Origin of the sequence: Megasphaera jansseni (assembly GCF_047974155.1) — a bacterium.
In the GTDB taxonomy this organism is placed as follows: domain Bacteria; phylum Bacillota; class Negativicutes; order Veillonellales; family Megasphaeraceae; genus Megasphaera.
Map to the genome: position 1 here is coordinate 22,188 of NZ_JBHYRR010000028.1, position 21,761 is coordinate 43,948.

General features: G+C 52.3%; 20 protein-coding genes and 1 other annotated feature. Of the genes, 4 read left to right on the forward strand and 16 right to left on the reverse strand.

Features of this window, described 5'->3' with window-relative positions; genetic code table 11:
• Positions 1–12 precede the first annotated feature (12 nt).
• From ACE418_RS10540 to ACE418_RS10570, 7 genes are all read right to left on the reverse strand, one after another.
• Positions 13–297, reverse strand: a complete 285-nt coding sequence (locus ACE418_RS10540; RefSeq protein ID WP_020311420.1) for a ferredoxin family protein — start codon at positions 295–297, stop codon at positions 13–15.
• A gap of 1 nt (position 298) precedes the next feature.
• On the reverse strand, positions 299–1,594 hold the full coding sequence (locus ACE418_RS10545; RefSeq protein ID WP_416450572.1) for an FAD-dependent oxidoreductase: 1,296 nt from the start codon (positions 1,592–1,594) through the stop codon (positions 299–301).
• A gap of 88 nt (positions 1,595–1,682) precedes the next feature.
• Positions 1,683–2,393, reverse strand: coding sequence for a ubiquinone/menaquinone biosynthesis methyltransferase (locus ACE418_RS10550; protein WP_416450573.1), 711 nt, complete (start codon positions 2,391–2,393; stop codon positions 1,683–1,685).
• The gene (locus tag ACE418_RS10555) at positions 2,386–3,318 is read right to left on the reverse strand and encodes a prenyltransferase (protein ID WP_416450574.1); all 933 of its coding nucleotides are present in this window, start codon (positions 3,316–3,318) and stop codon (positions 2,386–2,388) included. Before ACE418_RS10555 ends, ACE418_RS10550 begins: the two co-directional genes overlap by 8 nt.
• A complete protein-coding gene (locus ACE418_RS10560) occupies positions 3,319–4,347 on the reverse strand; it encodes a polyprenyl synthetase family protein (RefSeq protein WP_416450575.1) in 1,029 nt (342 codons plus the stop codon). It lies immediately after the preceding gene.
• Between the two features lie 32 nt (positions 4,348–4,379).
• On the reverse strand, positions 4,380–6,542 hold the full coding sequence (gene ldhH / locus ACE418_RS10565; protein ID WP_416450576.1) for an L-lactate dehydrogenase (quinone) large subunit LdhH: 2,163 nt from the start codon (positions 6,540–6,542) through the stop codon (positions 4,380–4,382).
• 15 nt (positions 6,543–6,557) lie between these two features.
• Positions 6,558–7,103, reverse strand: coding sequence for a LutC/YkgG family protein (locus ACE418_RS10570; protein WP_416450577.1), 546 nt, complete (start codon positions 7,101–7,103; stop codon positions 6,558–6,560).
• A 664-nt stretch (positions 7,104–7,767) separates the two neighbouring features.
• Positions 7,768–7,982, forward strand: a binding site (T-box leader).
• Between the two features lie 54 nt (positions 7,983–8,036).
• Here ACE418_RS10570 and cysE point away from each other — a divergent pair.
• Together cysE and cysK are read left to right on the forward strand one after the other, a co-directional pair.
• A complete protein-coding gene (gene cysE / locus ACE418_RS10575; RefSeq protein ID WP_416450578.1) occupies positions 8,037–8,735 on the forward strand; it encodes a serine O-acetyltransferase in 699 nt (232 codons plus the stop codon).
• Positions 8,736–8,879: 144 nt separating this feature from the next.
• Positions 8,880–9,824, forward strand: coding sequence for a cysteine synthase A (cysK, locus tag ACE418_RS10580; RefSeq protein WP_416450579.1), 945 nt, complete (start codon positions 8,880–8,882; stop codon positions 9,822–9,824).
• Positions 9,825–10,148: 324 nt separating this feature from the next.
• Here cysK and ACE418_RS10585 read toward each other — a convergent pair whose 3' ends face one another.
• The 5 genes from ACE418_RS10585 to glpK all read right to left on the reverse strand — a co-directional run bounded on the left by ACE418_RS10585 (position 10,149) and on the right by glpK (position 15,845).
• A complete protein-coding gene (locus tag ACE418_RS10585) occupies positions 10,149–10,520 on the reverse strand; it encodes a DUF1667 domain-containing protein (protein WP_416450580.1) in 372 nt (123 codons plus the stop codon).
• Between the two features lies 1 nt (position 10,521).
• The gene (locus ACE418_RS10590) at positions 10,522–11,790 is read right to left on the reverse strand and encodes an NAD(P)/FAD-dependent oxidoreductase (RefSeq protein ID WP_292262464.1); all 1,269 of its coding nucleotides are present in this window, start codon (positions 11,788–11,790) and stop codon (positions 10,522–10,524) included.
• Entirely contained in the window at positions 11,790–13,250 is a 1,461-nt protein-coding gene (locus tag ACE418_RS10595) for an NAD(P)/FAD-dependent oxidoreductase (protein WP_416450581.1), read from the reverse strand. Before ACE418_RS10595 ends, ACE418_RS10590 begins: the two co-directional genes overlap by 1 nt.
• A gap of 339 nt (positions 13,251–13,589) precedes the next feature.
• Complete coding sequence (locus ACE418_RS10600; RefSeq protein WP_416450582.1) at positions 13,590–14,321, reverse strand: MIP/aquaporin family protein; 732 nt, start codon at positions 14,319–14,321, stop codon at positions 13,590–13,592.
• A gap of 18 nt (positions 14,322–14,339) precedes the next feature.
• Complete coding sequence (gene glpK, locus ACE418_RS10605; protein ID WP_416450583.1) at positions 14,340–15,845, reverse strand: glycerol kinase GlpK; 1,506 nt, start codon at positions 15,843–15,845, stop codon at positions 14,340–14,342.
• A 331-nt stretch (positions 15,846–16,176) separates the two neighbouring features.
• On the opposite strand from glpK, the gene ACE418_RS10610 reads away from it, so the two are divergent.
• On the forward strand, positions 16,177–17,118 hold the full coding sequence (locus tag ACE418_RS10610; RefSeq protein WP_416450584.1) for a sugar-binding transcriptional regulator: 942 nt from the start codon (positions 16,177–16,179) through the stop codon (positions 17,116–17,118).
• A gap of 234 nt (positions 17,119–17,352) precedes the next feature.
• Here the strand turns inward: ACE418_RS10610 and ACE418_RS10615 are convergent, their stop codons facing one another.
• The 4 genes from ACE418_RS10615 to ACE418_RS10630 are packed head-to-tail and all read right to left on the reverse strand — an operon-like array spanning position 17,353 to position 20,725.
• The gene (locus ACE418_RS10615) at positions 17,353–18,765 is read right to left on the reverse strand and encodes a GDSL-type esterase/lipase family protein (RefSeq protein WP_416450585.1); all 1,413 of its coding nucleotides are present in this window, start codon (positions 18,763–18,765) and stop codon (positions 17,353–17,355) included.
• A complete protein-coding gene (locus ACE418_RS10620; protein WP_416450586.1) occupies positions 18,758–19,960 on the reverse strand; it encodes a M48 family metallopeptidase in 1,203 nt (400 codons plus the stop codon). The genes ACE418_RS10615 and ACE418_RS10620 overlap by 8 nt, the downstream gene beginning before the upstream one ends.
• Before the next feature lie 5 nt (positions 19,961–19,965).
• Positions 19,966–20,235 carry a GIY-YIG nuclease family protein gene (locus ACE418_RS10625; protein ID WP_416450587.1) on the reverse strand — a complete coding sequence of 90 codons (270 nt, stop codon included), beginning with the start codon at positions 20,233–20,235 and terminating at the stop codon, positions 19,966–19,968.
• Positions 20,236–20,242: 7 nt separating this feature from the next.
• A complete protein-coding gene (locus ACE418_RS10630) occupies positions 20,243–20,725 on the reverse strand; it encodes a peptidylprolyl isomerase (protein WP_416450588.1) in 483 nt (160 codons plus the stop codon).
• Positions 20,726–20,976: 251 nt separating this feature from the next.
• Between ACE418_RS10630 and ACE418_RS10635 the strand changes: the two genes are divergently transcribed.
• A partial coding sequence (locus ACE418_RS10635; protein WP_458575135.1) for an IS1634 family transposase occupies positions 20,977–21,761 on the forward strand: 785 nt, incomplete at its 3' end.

Consider the following 21,761-nt stretch of genomic DNA (forward strand, 5'->3'; position numbering starts at 1 on the left):
AGAGGCTTTGGATCAGCCCTGATGGAATTCTACGCCCATAGCGCCTTTCGGATGTTTCCAGCTCTTAACGCCTTTGCCGCCGGAAATGACGCGGCACGTACCACATTCGAGGCAGCCTTCATGACTGAAGACCAGTTTGCCGTCATCATAGTGATACAGGTTAGCCGGACATGCCATGACTAAGCGTTTGATTTCTGCTTCGTCATGATAATCTTCGTTGATCTGGATATGAGATTCGTGTTCATCGGTCACGAACTTATCGAAACCCAGTTTATCGTCTACACTCATCTTTGCCATCTTACATCGCCTCCCAAGCTTTCTTACCTAAATCGAAGAGATTAGCCAAGCCGCCGTTGTTTGCCAAAACTGTCAGAGCAATCATGGGCAGAGCGACCGGTGCGCCGCCGTCTACTTTGTAGACCATGCCGGCAAATTCGTCGGCCATCTTCGGGAAATCGTTGAAGATAATGTGATCTTCCAAGAGGCCCGGCAGGTTCTGATACTGTTTCATGAGCTTCATGATGAAGCTTTCTTCTAACAAGGTCTTGTAAACCGAGAGGCTTTCAGCCGAGAAGTCGTTGCGGTTCTTCGCTTTGATGACGGCTTCGCCAGCCAGACGGCCCGATTCGATAGCCAGGTCCATGCCGCGGACGGTATAGCCCAGGTTGACGACCATAGCGGCTGCATCGCCAGCGACGAGGACGCCGTCACGGACGAGTTCCGGCATCATCTTGAGGCCGCCTTCGGTAACGAGGTGAGCCGAATATTCTTTCAGTTTCCCGCCTTTGATGAAGGGAGCAATAGCCGGATGAGCTTTCATGCGTTCAACCATGTCCGGTACGCTGACATCGACGCGGCCGATATCGCTGATGGTCGTAACGATGCCCAGGGACAGGCTGTCTTTATTGGTGTAAATGAAGCCGCCGCCGAGGTTGCCGCCCGTCGGATCGCCAGCCATCATCCAGGCTGCGCCGTCGTCGCCGCTCAAACCGAAGCGTTCGTTGATGACGTCTTCACCGAGTTCGATGACTTCTTTGACGCCGACTGCAACGTCTTTCTGTTCCAGTTCTTTCTTCATGCCGATCTGCTGTGCCAGCAGGGAGTTGACGCCATCTGCCAGGATGACGACATCAGCGTCGAATTCTTCGCCGCCCGTCATGACACCGATGACCTTGCCGTCTTCGACGACCAGTTCATCGACGAGGAAGCCTTCTGTCAGCATGACGCCGGCTTCTTCGGCTTTATCGGCCAACCATTTATCGAATTTAGAACGCAGTACCGAGTAGGACGGATATTTGAGGTTTTCCAGTTTATCCGAACCATACTGGAAGCTCAGTGCGCCGCCTTCTGTCATGAGCGACAGGCGTTCCTGCGTGATCTTACGTTCAATCGGAGCTTCTGCTGCGAAATTCGGAATCAGTTTTTCCAAGCTGTGTCCATAGAGACGGCCGCCGCTGGAGTTCTTGGAACCGCAGAATTTACCGCGCTCCACCATCATAACATCCAAACCAGCTCTGGCCATTGTCAAGGCTGCAGCAGAACCAGCTAAACCGCCGCCAACCACGATGGCATCAAATTTTTCTTCACTACTCATGTTCTTACCCTCCTTAACCATACGGTTTGCTATCTTAATTTCCGTTCGTATCTATCGTAACGTAATGTAAGTCCTTTTTCATAATCCTTCATTCGACCGCAGGCTTCTTCCCCTTGTGGAGCACGCAGGCCCCAAATAAGCGGCTTTTCATCTGCCTGTCAATCAATCCGGCTTGTCCAAACAAGTCCAGGAGCTCCTTCTTCCTGAGAAAATCCTGCGTCGACTGCCACAGCCAGGTGTATTCCTGCCGATGGCGGAAGCCGCCGCCCAGGAAGGGCATGACATACCGGAAGTACACCGAATAAAAGGGCCGGATGACCAGAGAATCGGGGACAAAGGAGTCGAGACAATATACCCAGCCGCCGGGAACGACGACGCGGGTCATTTCCTGCAGGACGCGCAGGTAGTCCGATGTGTTGCGAAGCCCGAAGGAGATACAGGCTGCCGAAAAGGTATTATCCTCAAAAGGCAGGTTCATGGCATCACCTTCCTGCCAGGTAACGTTAGCAAGCGGCGCGCCTTTTTTGCGGGCTACGTCGAGCATCGCCGACGAAAAATCGAGGCCTGTGACCTTGAGATCCGGCCGGTGCGCTGCCAGGGAAATAGCGATGTCCCCAGTGCCACTGCACACATCCAGGACACGGCTGCCCTTCGCTGCCTGCTCACAGACAGCTTCGATGAGGCAGTCTTTCCAACGGCTTTCCATGCCGAGACTGATGCGCCCGTTGGCGCGGTCATAGGTCTGGGAAATCTGCTGGAATACATGATATACCTTCTCCCGTTTTGAGAGTTCAGCCAAAAGTACCACCTCCGAAGAGGACCATCGCGAGTGCTAACAGATAGGCCCCGTTGCCAAAGAGATTGGCAGCGATGATGCCTTTCATCTGTTTCACCCGCCCCTGCGGTTCCAGGGGCGAACGAAGCAGATTGACAAAGGTATGTCGGGCAACCACGATGAAGAAAGCCGGGCTGATGAGGCCCCACCAGCCGGTATACCATACGGGCAGGATGCAGATGAGTGCCATCCAGAGCCATACGGCAGCCCGGTACAGGCGGACAGCCTTAGTCCTTCCCAGAAGTGCCGGTAAGGTCCGGCGCTTGGCCTGCCTGTCCTTTTCGATATCACTCGTATTGTTGGTCATCATGATGAGACCGATACTGATGATGAAGGGCAGGGCAGCAGGCAAAACGGAAAAATCGAAGGCACTGCTTACGGCGGCGACGATTCCCATGGGGATGAGGCCGCCCATGACGAAGCCCGAAACGAACTCGCCAATCGGCAGATAGGATATCGGCAGGATACCACCGGAATAGGTCCATACGGCGATGGCTCCGATGACGCCGATGATCAGCGGCGCCGGTCCGGCTGTGACCAGTGCCGGCAAAGCCAGGAGTCCGGCTACGGCTAAGTAACCAAGGCCCAGGGCCAATGCCTGTCCAGGCTTGATGTTTTCGTATACCAGGACGGCGTCGCTAACTTCGACGTTGTCGTCGGCAGTGTCCGTGCCTTTTACAAAATCAAAATAATCATTCAGCGTATTGACGGCGGACTGCATGAAGACGCAGGCCCAAAAGAGGGTGATGGCCAGCGTCCCCGTCAAGGGGTAGCCTTTCAGGAGGCAATACAGTTCACCGAATACGGCGGGATACACAGAAGCCAGCCAGGTGTGCGGTGCAGCCAGGCGAACGGCCAGCTTAGGCGTCAAACAACGTTGCTGTTCCATTCACACGGCCCCCAGCTTACGTACAATCTTGCCGAGCTGCAGGGAAATGTCACTCGACGGCAGGGCTTCGAGGATCTCTTCGGCCCGTTTCTGGTAGGTGTGGATCTGATTCCAGGCGCCTTCCATGCCGCCCAGGGCGGCGACGATTTCTTCCATGCGGCAGATATCCGCATGGGTCAGCGTCCCTTCGGCGCTCCGTTCCATATAGGGATGGAGGAGCCGGCGGCCGCCGGGCTGTTCCCGTGCCAGGAGGACCGGCAGGGTGTAGATCCCTTCGCGGAAATCCTGGTGGGCTTTCTTGCCAATCATCGAACTATCGGGTACGAAGTCGAGGAGATCGTCGCGCATCTGGAACATAAATCCCAGACATTCGCCGAAGGACTCGAGCATCCGCGATACCCGTTCATCACAGCCGCTTTCCATCGCGCCGATGCGGCAGCAGGCGCGGAACAGGGCGACGGTCTTGCCGTGGATGTTCTGCAGGTATTGGTCAATGGTGACGTCCTCTTTGTAGCGGCACATGGCCTGGCCGATTTCGCCGGCACACATTTCCTCTACAGCCTGGGCGATGACCATGCCTGCCCGGTTCAATCCCTCGCGCATCAAGTAGAAGGTGATGCGGCTCATCAGGAAATCGCCGGCATAGACGGCTGCGTTCTTCCCGTACTTGCTCTGCACCGACGGCTTGCCGCGCCGGACCGGTGCATCGTCGACAACATCGTCATGAATCAGTGAGGCCAGATGGGTCATTTCCACTACGGCCGCCAGTTTATACAACCGCTCCCGCACATCGTCGCGGTCTGTTCCGAACGAGCCGGCCATCAGTACCAGGCGGGGACGTATCATCTTCCCCTGCGAAGAGGCTGCATCATCGAGGACGGCGCCAGTGGCCGTACCTTCGAAGGGATGCTGCGTATATAATTTTATATACTCTTTCACTCTGCGGACCTGGTCATCGCTGATACCGGCAAACAATTTGGGCATAAACTTCCGGGCGCTGTTTTCTAAGAGTGTCTGTTTTATCATCATGCTCTATTTACCTTTCCGGCCAACGTTATTGCCTATTTTTTTTCGCGTTTTTCAACGACGATCTGTGCTGTGTGTTTAACCTGAATATTGTTCAAGCCGCGAGCATCGAGGCCGCCACGGATCTGGAGCAAGCAGCCCGGGCAGTCGACAGCGACGACATCTGCGCCAGAAGCGACGATGTTGTTAATCTTTTCTTCGAGGATCGGAGCCGACATTTCAGGGAATTTAACGGAGTAAGAACCACCGAAGCCGCAGCATTTATCGCAGTCGTGCATTTCGATGAGTTCGACGCCCTTGGTAGCTTTCAAGAGTTCACGCTGTTCCTTGGTAACGCCGAGGTAACGGTTCAAGTGGCAGGAATCGTGATAGGTGACCTTCATCGGTACGCCATCGCCAGTATCCGGCAAGCCGCCGAGCATGGAAACGAGTTTGCAGAAGTCGAAAGTCTTGCTGCGGAGTTCTTCTGCTTTCTTGAGCATTTCCGGATCGTCCTTGAAGAAGTCGACGTAATCGCGAAGTGCATGCGTACAAGTCGGGCAAGCCGATACGATGTAATCGTATTTTTCAGCTTCCATAGCGTTCAAGTTCAATTCAGCTGCTTTCTTAGCGTTTTCAGCATCGCCCATGTAGGTAGCCGGAGCACCGCAGCAAGCCTGGCCAAGCGGCATTTCTACGATATAGCCAATCATGTTGAGGGCTTTGACGACGTCCGTTGCGATGTCGACATAGACGAAGTCGAGCAGGCAGCCTGTAAAGATAGCAATCTTACCTTTCGGGTTGGGAACGTCCTGTTTGATCGTCGGCAGGATGTCGCGGAACGGCTGCGGAGCAATGCTCGGCAGGCTGCGGCCTGCTGTCAGACCGGACAAGAACATCGGCAGATGACGGATCATCGGCTGACCTTTGGTGATCATGCCCTGAGCGACCGAAGCGATACGCAGCATGGAGTGGAAGAGATGACGGTCAGCAACCGTATCGAGGCAGAATTTATGGACCGGATTGAGGCCATCCTGCTGTGCGTACTGGGTACGGAGTTTGAGGATCATGCCGGCAATATCGAGTTTGCCGCCGCAGACCGTGTTACACGTACCGCACTGGAGACAGATGTTCTGGATATCTTTACCACGATCACGGCTCGTCAGGAAGCTCGTGAGCAGGGTGCCGATACCGCCGGTGTAAATCTTGCCGCCATATACGTGGCCGCCGACGAGGCGGAAGGCCGGACATACATTCAGGCAGGCTGCGCAGCGGATGCAGCAGAAGATATCTTTGTAATCTTCACTGGCCATGATCTTACGGCGTTCCGGCGTATCGAGGATGATCATATGGAAGTTCTTGTCTTCCTTGGTATCCTTTTCCGGATCCGTAACGACTTTCGTAGCGCCCGTATAGAAGGAGAGGTATGCCGTGATATTCTGGGCTGTACCATTACGAGGCAGTACCTTGAAGATGTAGCGGATATCGCTCATCTTAGCGACGAATTTTTCAATACCAAAGATGTATAAGTGCGTTTTCGGAAGGGTTGCGACCATACGGCCGTTGCCTTCATTCGTCATGGTAATGACTGTCCCCGTTTCAGCGACAGCGACGTTAGCACCGGAAACCCCCATTTCAGCGCTGAGGAATTTCGGACGCATGACTTTACGGGATGTGACGACTTCTTTTGCGATGACCGGTTCTTCCGGTTTCTTCGTATACGATTCAAAGAGGTCAGCGACATCTTCTTTAGAATAATGAATAGCCGGCATAACCATGTGGGACGGCGTATCCCCAGCGATGGAGTTGATGAATTCACCCAAGTCCGTTTCCTGTGCTGTGATACCAGCTTTTTCATAATTCTGGTTGAAGTGCATTTCTTCGGATGCCATGGATTTCGATTTAACGCAAAGTTTGACGTTGTTGTCTTTCGCCAGTTTCAAAGCATAGTCCATAGCTTCATCGGTCGAATGGGCGACGAATACGTGAGCCCCGTTGGCTTCGGCATTCTTGATGAATTCGGCCATGACTTCATCCAGATGGTCACGAGCATAGGATTTGACTTCATGGACTTTATCACGGAGTGCTTCGAAGTCATATCCTTTGTAAACTTTCGCACGGTTGCCAGGATAGGCCGTCGTAAATTTCTTTAACGCCTTCTGCAAAGGCGCATTATCCATGGCGCGCTCGATTTCTTGCTTCAGTAATTCGTTAGACATGTGCTGTTCCCTCCCTTACGCATCTTCTACGACGATGACCGAATACTGACGCGGGCCATGAACCCCTACAGTACCGACACATTCGATATCAGCTGTCCGGCTCGGGCCGGTGATGATACCAGCGAATTTCGGGAACGGTTTCGTTTCGGCCATGATGTCGATCATGTCATCGAAAGTATCAACGATCTTAGAAAGTTTGACGATGCCGACATAGACGTCCGATACCGTTTCAACGATACGACAGTCGATGTCGTCCTTCATCTGGACAATGGAGCCTAAGTTAGCGATGCCGTAATCAGCTTCGGTGACGCCGCCTTTGTCGTCCGGGGCATTCTTGCGGAAGTGATCCGTATCCACTTTGATGCCTGCGGCTTTCAATGCGTCTACAGCGCCGATTTCTTTCAGGAGCGGCGTTTCAACGAGGGCAACTTCATGTGTGTCCTTGTCCTGGAAAATTTTGGTGAGAGTTGCAGCAACGTCTGCTTTTTTGGCGATATAACTTTCGCCGTTGACGCCGGTCAACCCTTTCTGGAATGTTTCATACAATTCTGTCTTTTCCATTTTCACACCTCTTTACTTATAAATCACAACTACAACGAATACTATGAAGTAAAGTATTTAACATAAGTATACCATTTCATGCGCAAAGTGCAATAAGCATAGAAAATTGAGTAATACAAAATGAGAAACCTTGAATGGCTGCCTATGCATTTTTGTTATATGTCCATTCATTACTAATATGGTGTTCTTTTAGTGTTCCATGCTTTCTATCAATAACGCTTTCAGTAAAATGGCTTGTTTTCGCCATATATTTCGTTTAACCACGCTAAAGGATGTGTTTTTGTAATGATATTTTTAGATTTTTAAAATTACTTTATATCATATTAAGCTCATTTTGCTTTACATTCTACGATTGATTGTAGAGAATACAACTCATGTCTACTAAACATGGATATTGTATGCAGACAAATTTAATCAAAATAATGAGTCTTTATGAAAACATCGTTCATCGCAGGCCGTTCGTCGTAGGTCGAAAAAAACAAAAGCCCTGGTTACGACGAACGATGAACGAAAAACGGCAAAGCCCTTAAAAGCCCTTATATGGATATATAAAGAACGTGATTCTATCGCCCTTTTTGAATAAGATACCAATTTTGTCATCTTTTTACAATTTTTCTATTGACAAACGACCTGTGAAGGGGTATCATGTGTTCAACACGAAAACAAAAATGCAATGACCAAAACAAGTACACACAGGATAACGGCACAGAGAGTAAGGGCCACCGGCTGAAAGCCCCTATCGAAGTTGAATGTGATGGAATGCCTTTGGGAGCAGGATGATTGAACGTAAGTAGGTCATCCCGGTTGCCGCCGTTACGGGTATTGAGTGGCAGTCAAAAGACTGCAATCAGAGTGGAACCACGGACCACCGTCTCTGTATGACGGCAGGTCTTTTTTTATTTACTTTTTTACGACACAGGAGGGCGCTACGCCATGTTCAAATCACTTCGCAACGACATTCGCGTCATCAAGGACCGCGATCCAGCCGCTAAGAACACGCTGGAAGTCTTGCTCTGCTATTCCGGCCTTCATGCCATCTGGGCCCATCGCCTGGCCCACTTCTTCTACAAGCATCAGTGGTTCGTCACGGCACGCCTCATTTCCACGATTTCCCGCTTCTTCACGGGCATTGAGATCCATCCCGGCGCCCAGATTGGCGAAGGCCTGTTCATCGACCATGGCATGGGCATCGTCATCGGAGAAACGACGGTCATCGGCAACAACGTGTCCCTCTACCAGGGTGTCACCCTCGGCGGGACGGGTAAGGAAAAAGGCAAACGCCATCCGACCATCGGAGACTACGTCGTCGTCGCCTGCGGCGCCAAAGTCCTCGGTTCCTTTACCGTCGGTGAAGGCGCAAAAATCGGCGCCGGTTCCGTCGTCCTCAAAGAAGTGCCGCCGTACTCAACAGTCGTCGGCATCCCGGGCCGCGTCGTCGTTCAGCAGGGCAAACGCATCAAAGCCAGCCACAGTGAACGCGATGTCGATCTCAACCACAACCGCCTGCCCGACCCCATCGAAGACCAGATCGTCGCACTGCAGCATCAGGTAGCCATCCTGCAGCGCCGCATCGAAATGATGGACCAGCAGCATGACGAACGCTGCGCCGGCAAGATGCGGCCATTGAAATAATAACCTTCGCTGTCACCCTGTACGAAAATAAAAAATTCCCGTGCAGGTGTACATAAAATCTATACCCATTTGGTATACCTTATTATACTTCAACATATTTTTGCATTCATCGGGGGATGAATCATAGGAAAAGGAGAGATTCTCATGAGCAAAATCTACACATCTATGTTACAGTTGATCGGCAACACACCGTTATTGAAACCGGAACGTTACAACAGCGCCGCTGGCGTAGCTGCCAACCTTTTGGTCAAACTCGATGCTTTCAACCCGGCCGGCTCTGCCAAAGACCGTATCGCCAAAGCCATGATCGAAGACGCTGAAAAGAAAGGTATCCTCAAAAAAGGCTCGGTCATCATCGAACCGACCAGCGGCAATACCGGCATCGGCCTGGCTGCCGTCGCTGCTGCCAAAGGCTACCGCGCCATCTTCACCATGCCGGAAACCATGTCTATCGAACGCCGCAACCTTATTTCCGCTTATGGCGCTGAAATCGTCCTCACACCGGGCAAGACCGGCATGAAAGGCGCTGTCGACAAAGCCAACGAATTGGCCAAAGAAATCCCGGATTCCTTCATTCCCGGCCAGTTCACCAACCCGGTCAATCCGGAAATCCATCGCTTGACGACAGGCCCGGAAATCTATAAAGATACAGACGGCGCTGTCGACATCTTCTTAGCCGGTGTCGGCACAGGCGGCACGCTCTCCGGCGTCGGCCAGTACCTCAAAGAAAAGAAACCGTCCGTCCAGATCATCGCTATCGAACCGAAAGATTCGCCGCTCCTCTCCGAAGGCCATGCAGGCCCGCACAAACTCCAGGGCATCGGCGCAAACTTCGTCCCGGAAACACTGGACACCAAGATTTACGACGAAGTCTTCACGGTCACGACCGAACAGGCTTATGAAACGGCTCAGAAATTCACCGAATCCGAAGGCCTCCTCATCGGTATCTCCGGCGGTGCTGCCCTCTATGCCGCATCGGAAGTTGCCAAACGTCCGGAAAACGCCGGCAAGACCATCGTAGCCTTCCTGCCGGATAACGGCGACCGTTACCTCACGACGCCGGGCTTCATCCAGCAGAAAACAAAATAAATAGACCATCCTCCAACCAATACATGAAAAAGAGGCTGTCGCATTAAGACAGCCTCTTTTTACGTTGATCGTAGGTCGTTCATCGTTTGTCGTATGGGATTAAAAATATCAATCCATCGCGATGAACGATGAACTACGAACGAAAAACTTTTAAGTTGAAGGGGCCTCGCATGATGGCAAAAACCTTCGTGCGACAGCCCCTTTTAGCAGTTAGCAGTTAGCTGTTAGCGGCTAGCCGCTAGCCCCTGACTGCCAAAAAAGGCGCTGTCTTCATGCGACAGCGCCTTTTTCAGTATATGTAAGAGGGAATATTGGTACCGATGCTTATTCTTTGCCCATATCGCGGCTGGCCACGATATCTACGCCGAGGCCCAGGATATCTTTGACGACGACGTCGCCTGTATGGACCGGAGCTTTGACTTCGACGCTGCGCAGGGCGGCTGCACAGTCGAGGATTTTGCCTTTCGGCAGGGTCGTCTTGGATACGACCGGCAGGAGCGGCAGTTCGCCGCCTTCGATGCGGACCGTCGAGGTCAGCATGCGCTGCGGGTCCGTCAATTCCTGATGGGCATATTTTTCACCGCGCGGGCAGGTATTGCCCGTAACTTTCGTAACTTTACCGTCTTCCAGGGTAACAGTAAGCAGGCAGCCCAGCGGGCAGTTGATGCAGTTCAGTTGTTTCGTTTCTACACTCATGTTATGCTTCCTCCTTTACGGAAACGGTCCAATCCGCATGATGGCCTTTGGCTTTTTCAGCCGGTACGTTGACGGCGATCATTTCACTCGGTTTGGCGACGGGGAGGACTTTCGTCAGCAGCGTATCGTCACCGCTCTTGACAGTGAGGCGGACTTTCTTCATCGGTTTGCGGACACGCATGAACAAACGGATGGTTTCGCCTTCTGCCGTAGCACGGACGTGCTGGGGGACGCAGGTGCGGACTTCGTCGATAGCTTCGACTTTGACATCGGCTACGTCTTCCGGCAGCTGTTCCTGAGCTTTGAGGGCAGCGTATTTGCCGGCGATTTCAGCTTCTTCCGATACGAAGTCTACCAAATCATGGACGTGAACGACGTTGCCGGCTGCAAAGATGCCGGGGATGCTCGTTTCACGGTGCTGGTCGACAATCGGACCATTGGTGAGCGGATGCATAGCCAGTCCCAAGCCGCGGGATAATTCATTTTCCGGAATCAGGCCGACGGACAAGAGCAGCGTATCGCAGTCGATATCGAATTCCGTGCCCGGAATGGGTTTCATATGGTCGTCGACTTTGGCTGCCGTAATGCCGTTGACCCGGTCTTTGCCGTGGATGGCCGTGATGGTATGCGACAGATACAAAGGAATATCATAGTCGTATAAACATTGTACCATATTACGGGTCAAGCCGTTCGAGAAGGGGCAGATTTCCAGGACAGCCTGGACTTTACAGCCTTCCAGGGTCATACGGCGGGCCATGATGAGGCCGATATCGCCGCTGCCGAGGATGACGATTTTCTTGCCAGGCAGATAGCCTTCCATGTTGACCATGCGCTGAGCTGCGCCGGCCGTGAAGACGCCAGCCGGACGATAGCCCGGGATGCGGATGGCACCGCGTGTACGTTCACGGCAGCCCATGGTAAGGATGATTGTCTTGCCCTGGACTTTCATCAGGCCGTGAGCCGGGCTGACGGCCGTAACCGTCTTGTCGGGATTGACGCTGAGGACCATGGTGTCGACGAGGATTTCGATTTCCGGTTTATCCTTGACCAGGTCATAGCAGCGCTGTGCATAGCCCGGGCCGGTCAGTTCTTCTTTGAAATGATGGAGGCCGAAGCCGTTGTGGATACACTGCTGGAGGATACCGCCAGCTTCGCGGTCACGTTCAAGGACGAGGATTTTTTTAGCGCCGTTCTGCCAAGCGCTGTAGGCAGCGGATAAGCCTGCCGGGCCGCCGCCAACGATGATAATATCATAAAGTTGTTCACCCATTATGCTTTACCTCCGCTTTCTTTATTGTAGAACATGTAAGAATTACGCATTTCTTTCCGTACTTCCGTAACGGGGATGTTCAATTCACGGGACAAAATCTGTGTAACACGAGGTCCGCAGAAGCCACCCTGGCAGCGGCCCATGCCGGCACGCGTGCGGCGTTTGACACCGTCAACCGTGCGGGCACCGACGGGGCGATGGATAGCATCGACGATTTCCCCTTCCGTAATCGTTTCGCAACGACAGATGACGCGGCCATAACGGGGGTCTTTCGCGATGAGTGCTTTCTGATCAGCTTCAGCCATCATGCGGAAGCAGGGCTGAGCCGGGCGGCCTTTCTTGTAGTCCGTCTTGGCGGCAGCGCCAGTTTCAGCGACGATGCCATCGACGAGGTACTTGGCAATAGCCGGAGCCGAAGTCAGGCCAGGAGACTGGATGCCGGCAGCCTGGATGAGGCCTTTCGTCTTTTCCGACGGGCCGAGGATAAAGTCGCCCGTGCTGGATACGGCGCGGACGCCGGCAAATTCAGTAATCGTAGCGCCGACAGGGATGTTCGGTACCAGACGGCGGGCTTTGTCCAGGATTTCATCCATGCCCGGAATGGTAACTGCCGTATCATCTTTTTCTTCATCCGGCATATCCTGGGCATTCGGGCCGACGAAGACGTTGCCATGTGTCGTCGCGCAGACCAGGATGCCTTTGCCCATTTTCGTCGGAGTCGGGAAAATCGGCGAGTAAACGAGGTCTTTCTGAGCCGTTTTATCAAAGAGGATGTATTCGCCGCGGCGCGGATGGATCTTAAAGGTATCATCCCCGGCCAGGCGGCTGATTTCGTCGGCATGGACGCCGGCGGCATTGATGACGTATTTCGTTTCGATAGTACCCTTGTCCGTTTCAACGGCTTTGACGGCGCCGTTTTCTACGGTAATGCCCGTGACTTGACATTCACGGATGACTTCAGCGCCGTTGATGACAGCATTTTCAGCAAAAGCCAGGGCCAGGCCGAAGGGCCAGCAGATACCGGCTGTCGGAGCCCAAAGTGCGCCTTTGATGTCCTTGCTGACATTCGGTTCCTCCTTGCGCATTTCATCGCCGCTGACGATTTTCAATCCGGGAACGCCATTGGCATTGCCCCGTTCGAGGAGTTCCTTGAGGACGGCCATCTGTTCATCATCGATAGCGGCTACATACGAGCCAGACCAGCGGATGTCCAGATCCAATTCGTCTTTCAATTCATGATACATTGCATTGCCTGCGACATTCATGCGGGCTTTCATGCTGCCCGTAGGTGCATCGAAACCTGCGTGAAGGATGGCACTGTTGGCCTTTGTCGTGCCGGCAGCCAGTTCCGGTTCCTGTTCAACCAGGACTGCACGAAGATTGTACTTTGCCAATTCGTGCAAAATGGCTGTGCCGGTAATACCGCCGCCAATTACGACGACATCTGCTTGTTTTGTCATGTTCACAACCTCTTTCTCTCTAAATACCAAGTATCACTATCTTTGATGCCCTTATTATATCCGTTTGTGAAAATAATTGCAATAGTATTTTTACATATTTTCACATAGCTGACTTATACTATTTTTTCATGCAAAAACATAGGAATATTACCTTTAATTAAGTATGAAATTTTGTTCAAAATAAATAAGCAAATTTGTAATTTAGGGTAAAGCATAGGCGCTGTCATGAAGACAGCGCCTATGTCGTTCGTCGTAGGTCGTTCATCGTTCGTCGTATGAGATTAAAAAACAACAATCCGTCACGATGAACGATGAACAAGGAACGACGAACGAAAAATATTAGAAGACATTCAATGCCATGGCTACGACATAGGCTGCAAAAGCACCAGCCAGCGGGCCAAAGACAGGTACCCAGGCATAAGCCCAGTCCGAGCCGCCTTTACCAGCAATCGGCAGGATAGCATGGGCAATACGCGGACCCAGGTCTCGAGCAGGGTTCATGGCGTATCCAGTGGGTCCGCCAAGGCTCATGCCCAGAGCCCAGATGAGGATACCGACGATATACGGGCCGACTCCGGGAGGAATGGCACCGACTTTATTGGAGAAAATCATCCAGATGATGAACATCAGGAAGAACGTCGCAATGAATTCGCAAAGGAAGTTGGCCGGATAGTTGCGGATAGCCGGAGCCGTACAGAAGATACCGAGTTTCGCCGATTTATCTTCCGTTTCAGCCCAATGCGGCAAGTAAGCCAGCCAGACGATAGCTGCGCCGAGGATACCGCCCAGGATCTGAGCGATGGACGTAGCGAAGAACTGGGGGACGCTGTAAATCCCGATCATGGTCTTACCCAAGGTAACGGCCGGGTTCAGGTCGCCCTGAGGAGCGCCTAAGGTCGTTGCCGTGTAAACGCCGAGGGTTACGGCGAAACCCCATGCTGCGGTGATGCAAATCCAGCCGCCGTTCTGGCCTTTCGATTTGGTCAGCGTGTTGCAGGCGCAAACGCCGGCCCCGAAGACGATGAGGACCATCGTCCCAAGAAATTCTCCTAATAAGTTGTCAAACATCATGATGCTAGCACCTCTCTCTTAGTCTTCATCACTGAGCCAGTGCATAGCGTGTTTGACAGCTTTGCGCCAGCCTTTGTAATATCCTGCTGCTTTTTCAGGATCCATGGTCGGTTCAAAACGATGCTGAAGTTTCCAGCTCGATACAAGGTCTTCTTTGGAATCCCAGACGCCAACAGCCAGGCCAGCCAGATAAGCGGCACCGAGAGCCGTCGTTTCAATGACCTGCGGACGATCGACAGGAACGCCGAGGATATCGGCCTGGAACTGCATGAGCATATTGTTGGCAACAGCGCCGCCGTCGACTTTGAGGGCAGCCAGCTTGATGCCAGAGTCCGCTTCCATAGCACCGAGGACGTCTTTCGTCTGGTAAGCCATGGAATCGAGAGTTGCACGGACGATGTGAGACTTCTTGGTGCCGCGCGTGATACCGATGATCAGGCCGCGGGCATCCATATCCCAGTAAGGAGCGCCGAGGCCGACGAAAGCCGGTACAACATAGACGCCGTCCGAATCGGGAACGCGTTTAGCGACCCATTCCGAATCAGGAGCCGTATCGATGAGGCGCAGACCGTCGCGGAGCCACTGGATAGCCGAACCGGCGACGAAGATAGAACCTTCCAGGGCATATTCGACTTTGCCGTCGAGGCCCCAGGCGATGGTCGTGACCAGGCCATTTTTGGAAGGAATCGGCGTCGTGCCCGTGTTCATGAGCATGAAGCAGCCTGTCCCGTAGGTATTCTTAGCCATGCCCGGTTCATAACAGGTCTGGCCGAAGAGGGCTGCCTGCTGGTCACCGGCGATACCGGCAATGTTGACCGGGCCGCCGAGGATAGCCGGATCCGTGCAGCCATAGACTTCGCTGGACGGGCGTACTTCCGGGAGCATGCATTTAGGAACGGTTAAATATTCAAGAAGCTGGTCATCCCACTTCAGTTCTTTGATATTGAACATAAGTGTACGGGATGCGTTGGAATAGTCGGTAATATGGACTTCGCCGCCAGTCAGTTTCCAGACCAGCCAGCAATCGATGGTCCCGAAGAGGAGATCGCCTTTTTCGGCTTTTTCCCGGGCGCCTTCGACGTTGTCCAGGATCCATTTGACCTTCGTCCCGGAGAAGTAGGCATCGATGACCAGGCCTGTCTTTTGCTGGAATTCATCGACTAAGCCGCGGGCTTTGAGGTCTTCACAAATCGGAGCCGTCTGGCGGGACTGCCAAACGATGGCATTGTAAATCGGATCCCCTGTGTTCTTATCCCAGACGACCGTCGTTTCACGCTGATTGGTGATGCCGATAGCCGAGATTTCACTGGCCGTCATATTGGCCTGTTCCAAGGCTTCGCGCATGACTTCGACCATGCTGTGGAAAATTTCATTGGCGTCGTGTTCTACCCAGCCCGGTTTGGGGAAATACTGAGTGAATTCTTTCTGGCTGACGCTGACGATGTGCGATTCATTGTCGAAAATAATAGCGCGATTACTTGTGGTGCCGGCGTCCAGGGCCATGACATACTGCTTGTCTTGCATAATAACATTGCTCCTTTCATCAATTACACTGGTATTTTCTTTCGCTACCTGCATAGAGGATTTTCCGTAATTTCATGATACATCAGCCAGCACATTTTTTCAATAAAATATTTACATATTTTCACATTGCGTATAGCCGCCAGTAGGACTATAATTTTTATGCAAAATATAGTATACATAAAAAGTCCTGTTTCTGAATTTCTTTTCTATTTTACCTTGCATTTACATGAACAAAAATGCGATAATGAAAGAGAATATACTCGTATTCGCTACTATTTTTTCGCCAGAGGATTGCATTATTTTATATTCTTTATATTAAGGACGGATTCCTATGCAACATGATAAGAATAAACTAGCCATCAGCGCTGCCAAATTGTATTACCAGTCGGGCTTCAGTCAGGCTGAAATCGCCAAAGAGCTGCAACTGTCCCGCCCGTCAGTATCGCGGCTTTTACAGTACGCCAAGGACATGGGTTTCGTGCGCATCGAAATCTTCGACCCCATCGAAGACCAGAGCCAGCTGGCCCAAAAAGTCGCCGCCGCTTACGGCCTGCGCGATGTCTGCATCGCCAATGCCCCTATCGAAGACGAAGAAGAAGTCAAGAAATATATCGGCCAGCGCGGAGCTGCCTATATCAATGAAATCATCCAGGACGGGGACATCATCGGTGTCGGCTGGGGAACGACCCTGCACAGCCTGTCCCACCAGCTCATCCCCCATCCCCTGAAAGGCGCTCAGATTGTCCAGCTCGAAGGGGGCATCACCTTGTCGACGAGTGAAACCTTTGCTAATGAGATATTGGAAAAGTTTGCCAAGAACTACGAAACCATCGCCCAATATCTGCCCCTGCCGGTCCTCTTCGATTCCAAAGAAGTCAAGGAAATGGTCTACCGTGACCGTCACATCAAGCGCGTCCTGGAACTGGGCCGCAACGCCAACATCGCCATTTTCAGCGTCGGCACCGTCCGCGACAATGCCTTGTTCTTCCGCCTGGGCTATGCCGATGCCCAGGAAAAGACGTACCTCAAGAACCACGCCGTCGGCGATATCTGTTCCCGCTTCTTCGATAAAGATGGTAACATTTCCAGCCAGGAACTGAACGACCGCACGGTCGGCATCGCCCTCGACGACCTGCGCAACAAAGAATACAGCATCCTCCTGTCCGGCGGCGAAGGCAAAATCGCCAGCATCCGGGCAGCCTTAAAAGGAGGCTACGCCAACGTCCTCATCACCGACCAGTTCACCGCCAAGCGATTGCTGGAGAAGGTGTAAAAAAAAGGGCTTGTCGCACGACGACAAGCCCTTTAAAGTTGTTAGTGGCTAGCAGTTAGTTGTTAGCGGATGGCTTTAAATTTAAAGGTTTTCTCTGCAAACTACAAACTCTGTACTACAAACTATAAAGCAAACGGGGCCTCGCATGATGGCAAAAACCTTCGTGCGGCGGCCCCTACAAACCTGGGGTAAGGCCCGCTTACTAACCACTGGAAAGGGCGTCAGCCCTTTCCCTCACTCCCAGGCACTATCGGGCAGTTCGGTGATGCTGGCCCAGGCGTTGTTGATGGCGGCGGCCATCATTTTTTTGCCCGGCGGGTCGAGATGGAGCCCGTCCAGGGCCAGTTCGGTCTTGAGTTCGCCGTGGCTGTCGGCCATGCCCGGTGTGATGTCGATGTGGACCTGCGTATCGATGTAGTCGTTGACTTCGGCAATGGCACCGCGCCAATCATCGGCCGTATCCTGGTCGAAGGCGGCCTTGATGTTCCTCGGATTGAGCGGCGGAATGGTCAGGAAAACGGGCTTGATGCCATGGCTCAGGCATTTTTCCTTCAACGTCTGCAAGTCGCCGATGACTTCGCCTGCCGGTACGCCGGCGCGGAGGCTGTTAGAGCCGATGAGGATGATGACATACGACGGCTTGAAGGGCAGGACGTCGCGGTCGAAGCGTTCGACACCCATAGCGCTCGTATCGCCACTCTGAGCCAGGTTGATCGTCGGGAACATGAGATACGACGCATAACTGAAGTCCCAATCCGTTGGCGAATAGGAAATACTGCCGCCACCGTGGCTGATACTGTCACCAAAGATCGCGACGACGCCCTGTTCCGCTGCCGGATCCAGTTCAAAGGGCAGGGCATCGGAATAAACGCCGATAGGATTGCCTGCTCCGTCCAGAGCCAGGACGCGCCAGTAAAAAGGTTTATCGCCCATGCGGGCTTTCTGGTCATACTGCTGGGCATATTGCGGCGTATAGCTGTCGATGCGATGAATCGACGGGGCCGTGCCGTTCGGGTCTTCCGGCAAATCGTTGAGGATTTCCACTTCATACTTAGCCGCTCCCGGTACGGCAATCCAGTCATAGACCGGATAGAGCAGGGTCTGGCCCGGTCCCTGGTTAAAAAAGGACAAGGGCGTCGGCTTTTCCGTGAACGGCTGGAAAATATCGACATGAGCTTCTTCGATATCCGAGAATTCACTGACCGGACGGCCCTTCAAATCGAGGCCGCGGACACGCCAGTAAAAGACCTGCCCCAGGAAGGTATCGGGCAAATCCAGTTCCAGACCCGTCGTATAAGCCTTCTGGTCATCCATGAAGGGTTCGTACGACGTACTGACTTTGCCGTCATCGCCTTTTTCCTCTTCTTTCTGCAAGATCTGCACATCATACATGACGGCCCCGTCGACACGGCTCCAGCGCAGGATGGGATGGGCATCGGCCGGGTCCGTCGCCGGATAATGAAGGGTGACATGCGGTTTTTCCCGCAGCGCCGGCACATCATCACTATCGGTCGTCGCATGCTGCCGCGCTTCTTCCAGAGCCACATCGACACCGTGGGAGTCCGTCGATTGGCGGGCACCGGCAAAGATGCCGACACCCAGGGTCAGGGCCATGAGAGCCGTGATGAAAGCTAATTGTTTACGCATTCTTCTCCTTCTTTTCTTTCTTATAACCGTACTTCTGAGTCCAATCTTTATCTTTCTTCTGGATTTCCTTCTTGCTCAGCATGGCCGGTTTGGCTTCCAGCGCCGACTGGATATTCTTGACGATAGCCGGCTGATCGTCACCGTCAGCACAAGTCATGATGCGCAAATCATTGACGTAAACATCGTCACCGCGGGACGCTACGTTCCACGACGGCTGCTTCTTGTTCATCGTTTCCGTAACGACCTTGTCGTCTTTCGTCGCTTCGCCGTAAACATCATGCGTGGCCCGTGCCAGATTGCCTGCTACCAGGAACGCCCGGCGCCGCGATGAATACGTCCCGGCTGCAGCCGGCGTGACGACGGGCTGGGCATTGACATAGACCGTATTGCCGCCAACCTGGACGTGATTGCCCGACCACAAGGTCATGCGGCCGGCCAATTTTTCGATACGGCTCGACATCTGAGGATGGTTATTCGGGCTGATGACGCGCTTGAAGCCTTCCTGCCACAGTTCGCCGTACTGTTCATAGACGTACTGCATGGACGAAGCCGCGCCGCCGACATTGTAGGCCGTGTTCTTGAAAACGTTGAACCCCGTCGCATCAGCCTGTTTTTCCTGGTCCATGGTGACGAATTCATTGTCGATGTAATTGACAGCCACACTGCCCAGGAGGATATCGAGGACGTCGGCATTGCCGCCAAGGGACACGTCGATGAGCGTCGAAATGCCGATACTCTTGAGGACGCCGTTGATGGCATGGCGTTTTTCGCCGTGCTGCATTTCATGACACATGGTAAAGGCCAATTCGTCATCGTTGAGGGCATCGAGCATCCCTTTGTTGACAGAAATGACACCGCCAATCGTTTCAAAGGCGTTCAACTCTTTCGACGGATTGGCATAGACGTCGTAATTGCGCTTGATGAGGCCCGTCGCCACGAGATTGCGCTGGATATTTTCCAGGCGGTCGCTGTAGGCTTCATTGTCGACGACACCGGTCTTAGCCTGCGTATTAGCCAGCATCTGCTTCTGGTTGTTATTGTCCATCTGGAGCAGCTGCTGTTTGGCCAGGGCCATCGTCGCCGCCCCGTAGAGCAGGATCTGCGCCGTCGAGGCTGCCGAAGCAATGGCGACAGGCGCTACACAGAGGGATAAGCTGGCCACGATCGTTGTCAGCCATTTTTTCCATACTTTCATTTCAATCATCCTCTCTCATCCGTTACCGAACGCTGTTCACGGCAGAGCTGCTCCTTTTTCTCTTTCGTCCATTGCTTGATCTGCCATTCCCAATACATGGCCTCGTGTTTTGTAGGAAAACCCTGGCACCAGGCCAGGGTTACAGGGCGACGGGAACGGGTATACTTAGCCCCTCTGCCGTCATTGTGTGCTGCGACCCGGCGGGGCACATCCAGCGTCCAGCCCGTATATAACGACTGGTCGGCGCAGCGCACCATATACGTATAATATAACATGAAGCCCTTAAGCTTCTTCCGTAACGATTTTTACCGTGTTCAGGACAACATCTTCCAAGGGTTTATCCGAAAAATCAGTCTTGACCTTGCTGATACCTTCGACGACATCATAATCCTTGACGACCTTGCCGAAAATGGAATGATGATTCTGGAGCCACGGCGTCGGGACGACCGTCACGAAGAACTGCGAGCTGCCCGTATTGGGGCCGGCATTGGCCATAGCCAGGATGCCCGGTTCGCTGAAATCAAGGCCCGGACCGAATTCATCAGGAATCGTCTGTTTCGAGCCGCCGCAGCCCGTACCCGTCGGGTCGCCGCCCTGGATCATGAAATCAGCGATGATGCGATGGAAAATCGTACCATCATAAAAACCGGACTTTGCCAAATTCACAAAATTTTCGACCGTAATCGGCGCCTTGTCCGCAAAAAGTTCTACCGTAAAATCGCCGCGGTTCGTCTGGAACACAGCGTACGTTTTATTGTCTGCCATAGTAAAAGCCTCCCTAATATATATAATAAGGTATTGTATACGTTTATATTACCGTAGAATAGGCAATTCCGCAAGTAGGTTGGGCGCTAAAGCGCCCGCAGGCCGCGGAAGTTTGACACTTGCTCCTTACTTCATTGAATAAGAAATCCTATAACCAAGCCATTGATAGCTATTTTTTTCGTCAAATTTTAGAGATTTTTATTGAGTAATGTTTGAGTAATGTGATATAATAAGGTGAGGAGGGATAGGACATGAGGCTTAAAATCTCAGAATCAAAGAACGCTAAATCACTTTATGTTATTCGCTCTACTTACATCAACGGCAAGCATTCTTCAAAAGTAGTTGAAAAACTCGGCACCTACGATGAATTAAAGAAAACTCACGATGATCCTATCACATGGGCTAAAGAATATATCAAGCAGCTTACCGAACAAGAAAAAGAGCAAAAGCGCGAGGTCGTGGTTCGTTTCAAACAATCAAAGCACCTGCCTAAAGATAAACAGCAGTGTTTCTTAGGCGGATATTTGTTCCTGCAATCCTTATATAATCAGTTGGGCCTCCCTGCCATCTGTCAAGCGATTTCCTCTCGTCATAAATTCACATATGACTTAGATAACATATTATCCTACCTTCTCTATACCCGAATCTTATTCCCGTCTTCCAAAAAAAGTTCTTATGAATTCGCTCGGCGATTCCTTGAGCCGCCGACTTTCGAGCCACACCAGATGTACCGTGCCTTGGAGTTCTTGGCAACAGAAGATGACTACATCCAAGCTCAGTTGTATGCCAACACGCAAAAGTTATCCCAGAGGAATGACCGTGTATTATACTATGACTGCACGAATTTTTTCTTTGAAATTGAGCAGGAGGACAATCTCCGTAAATATGGGGCATCCAAAGAGCATCGCCCCAATCCTATTGTAGAAATGGGGCTATTAATGGATGGAGACGGAATTCCTTTGGCATACTGTTTACACAGTGGCAGCACCAATGAACAAATCACTTTACAACCACTGGAAAAGAAGATTCTGAAAGA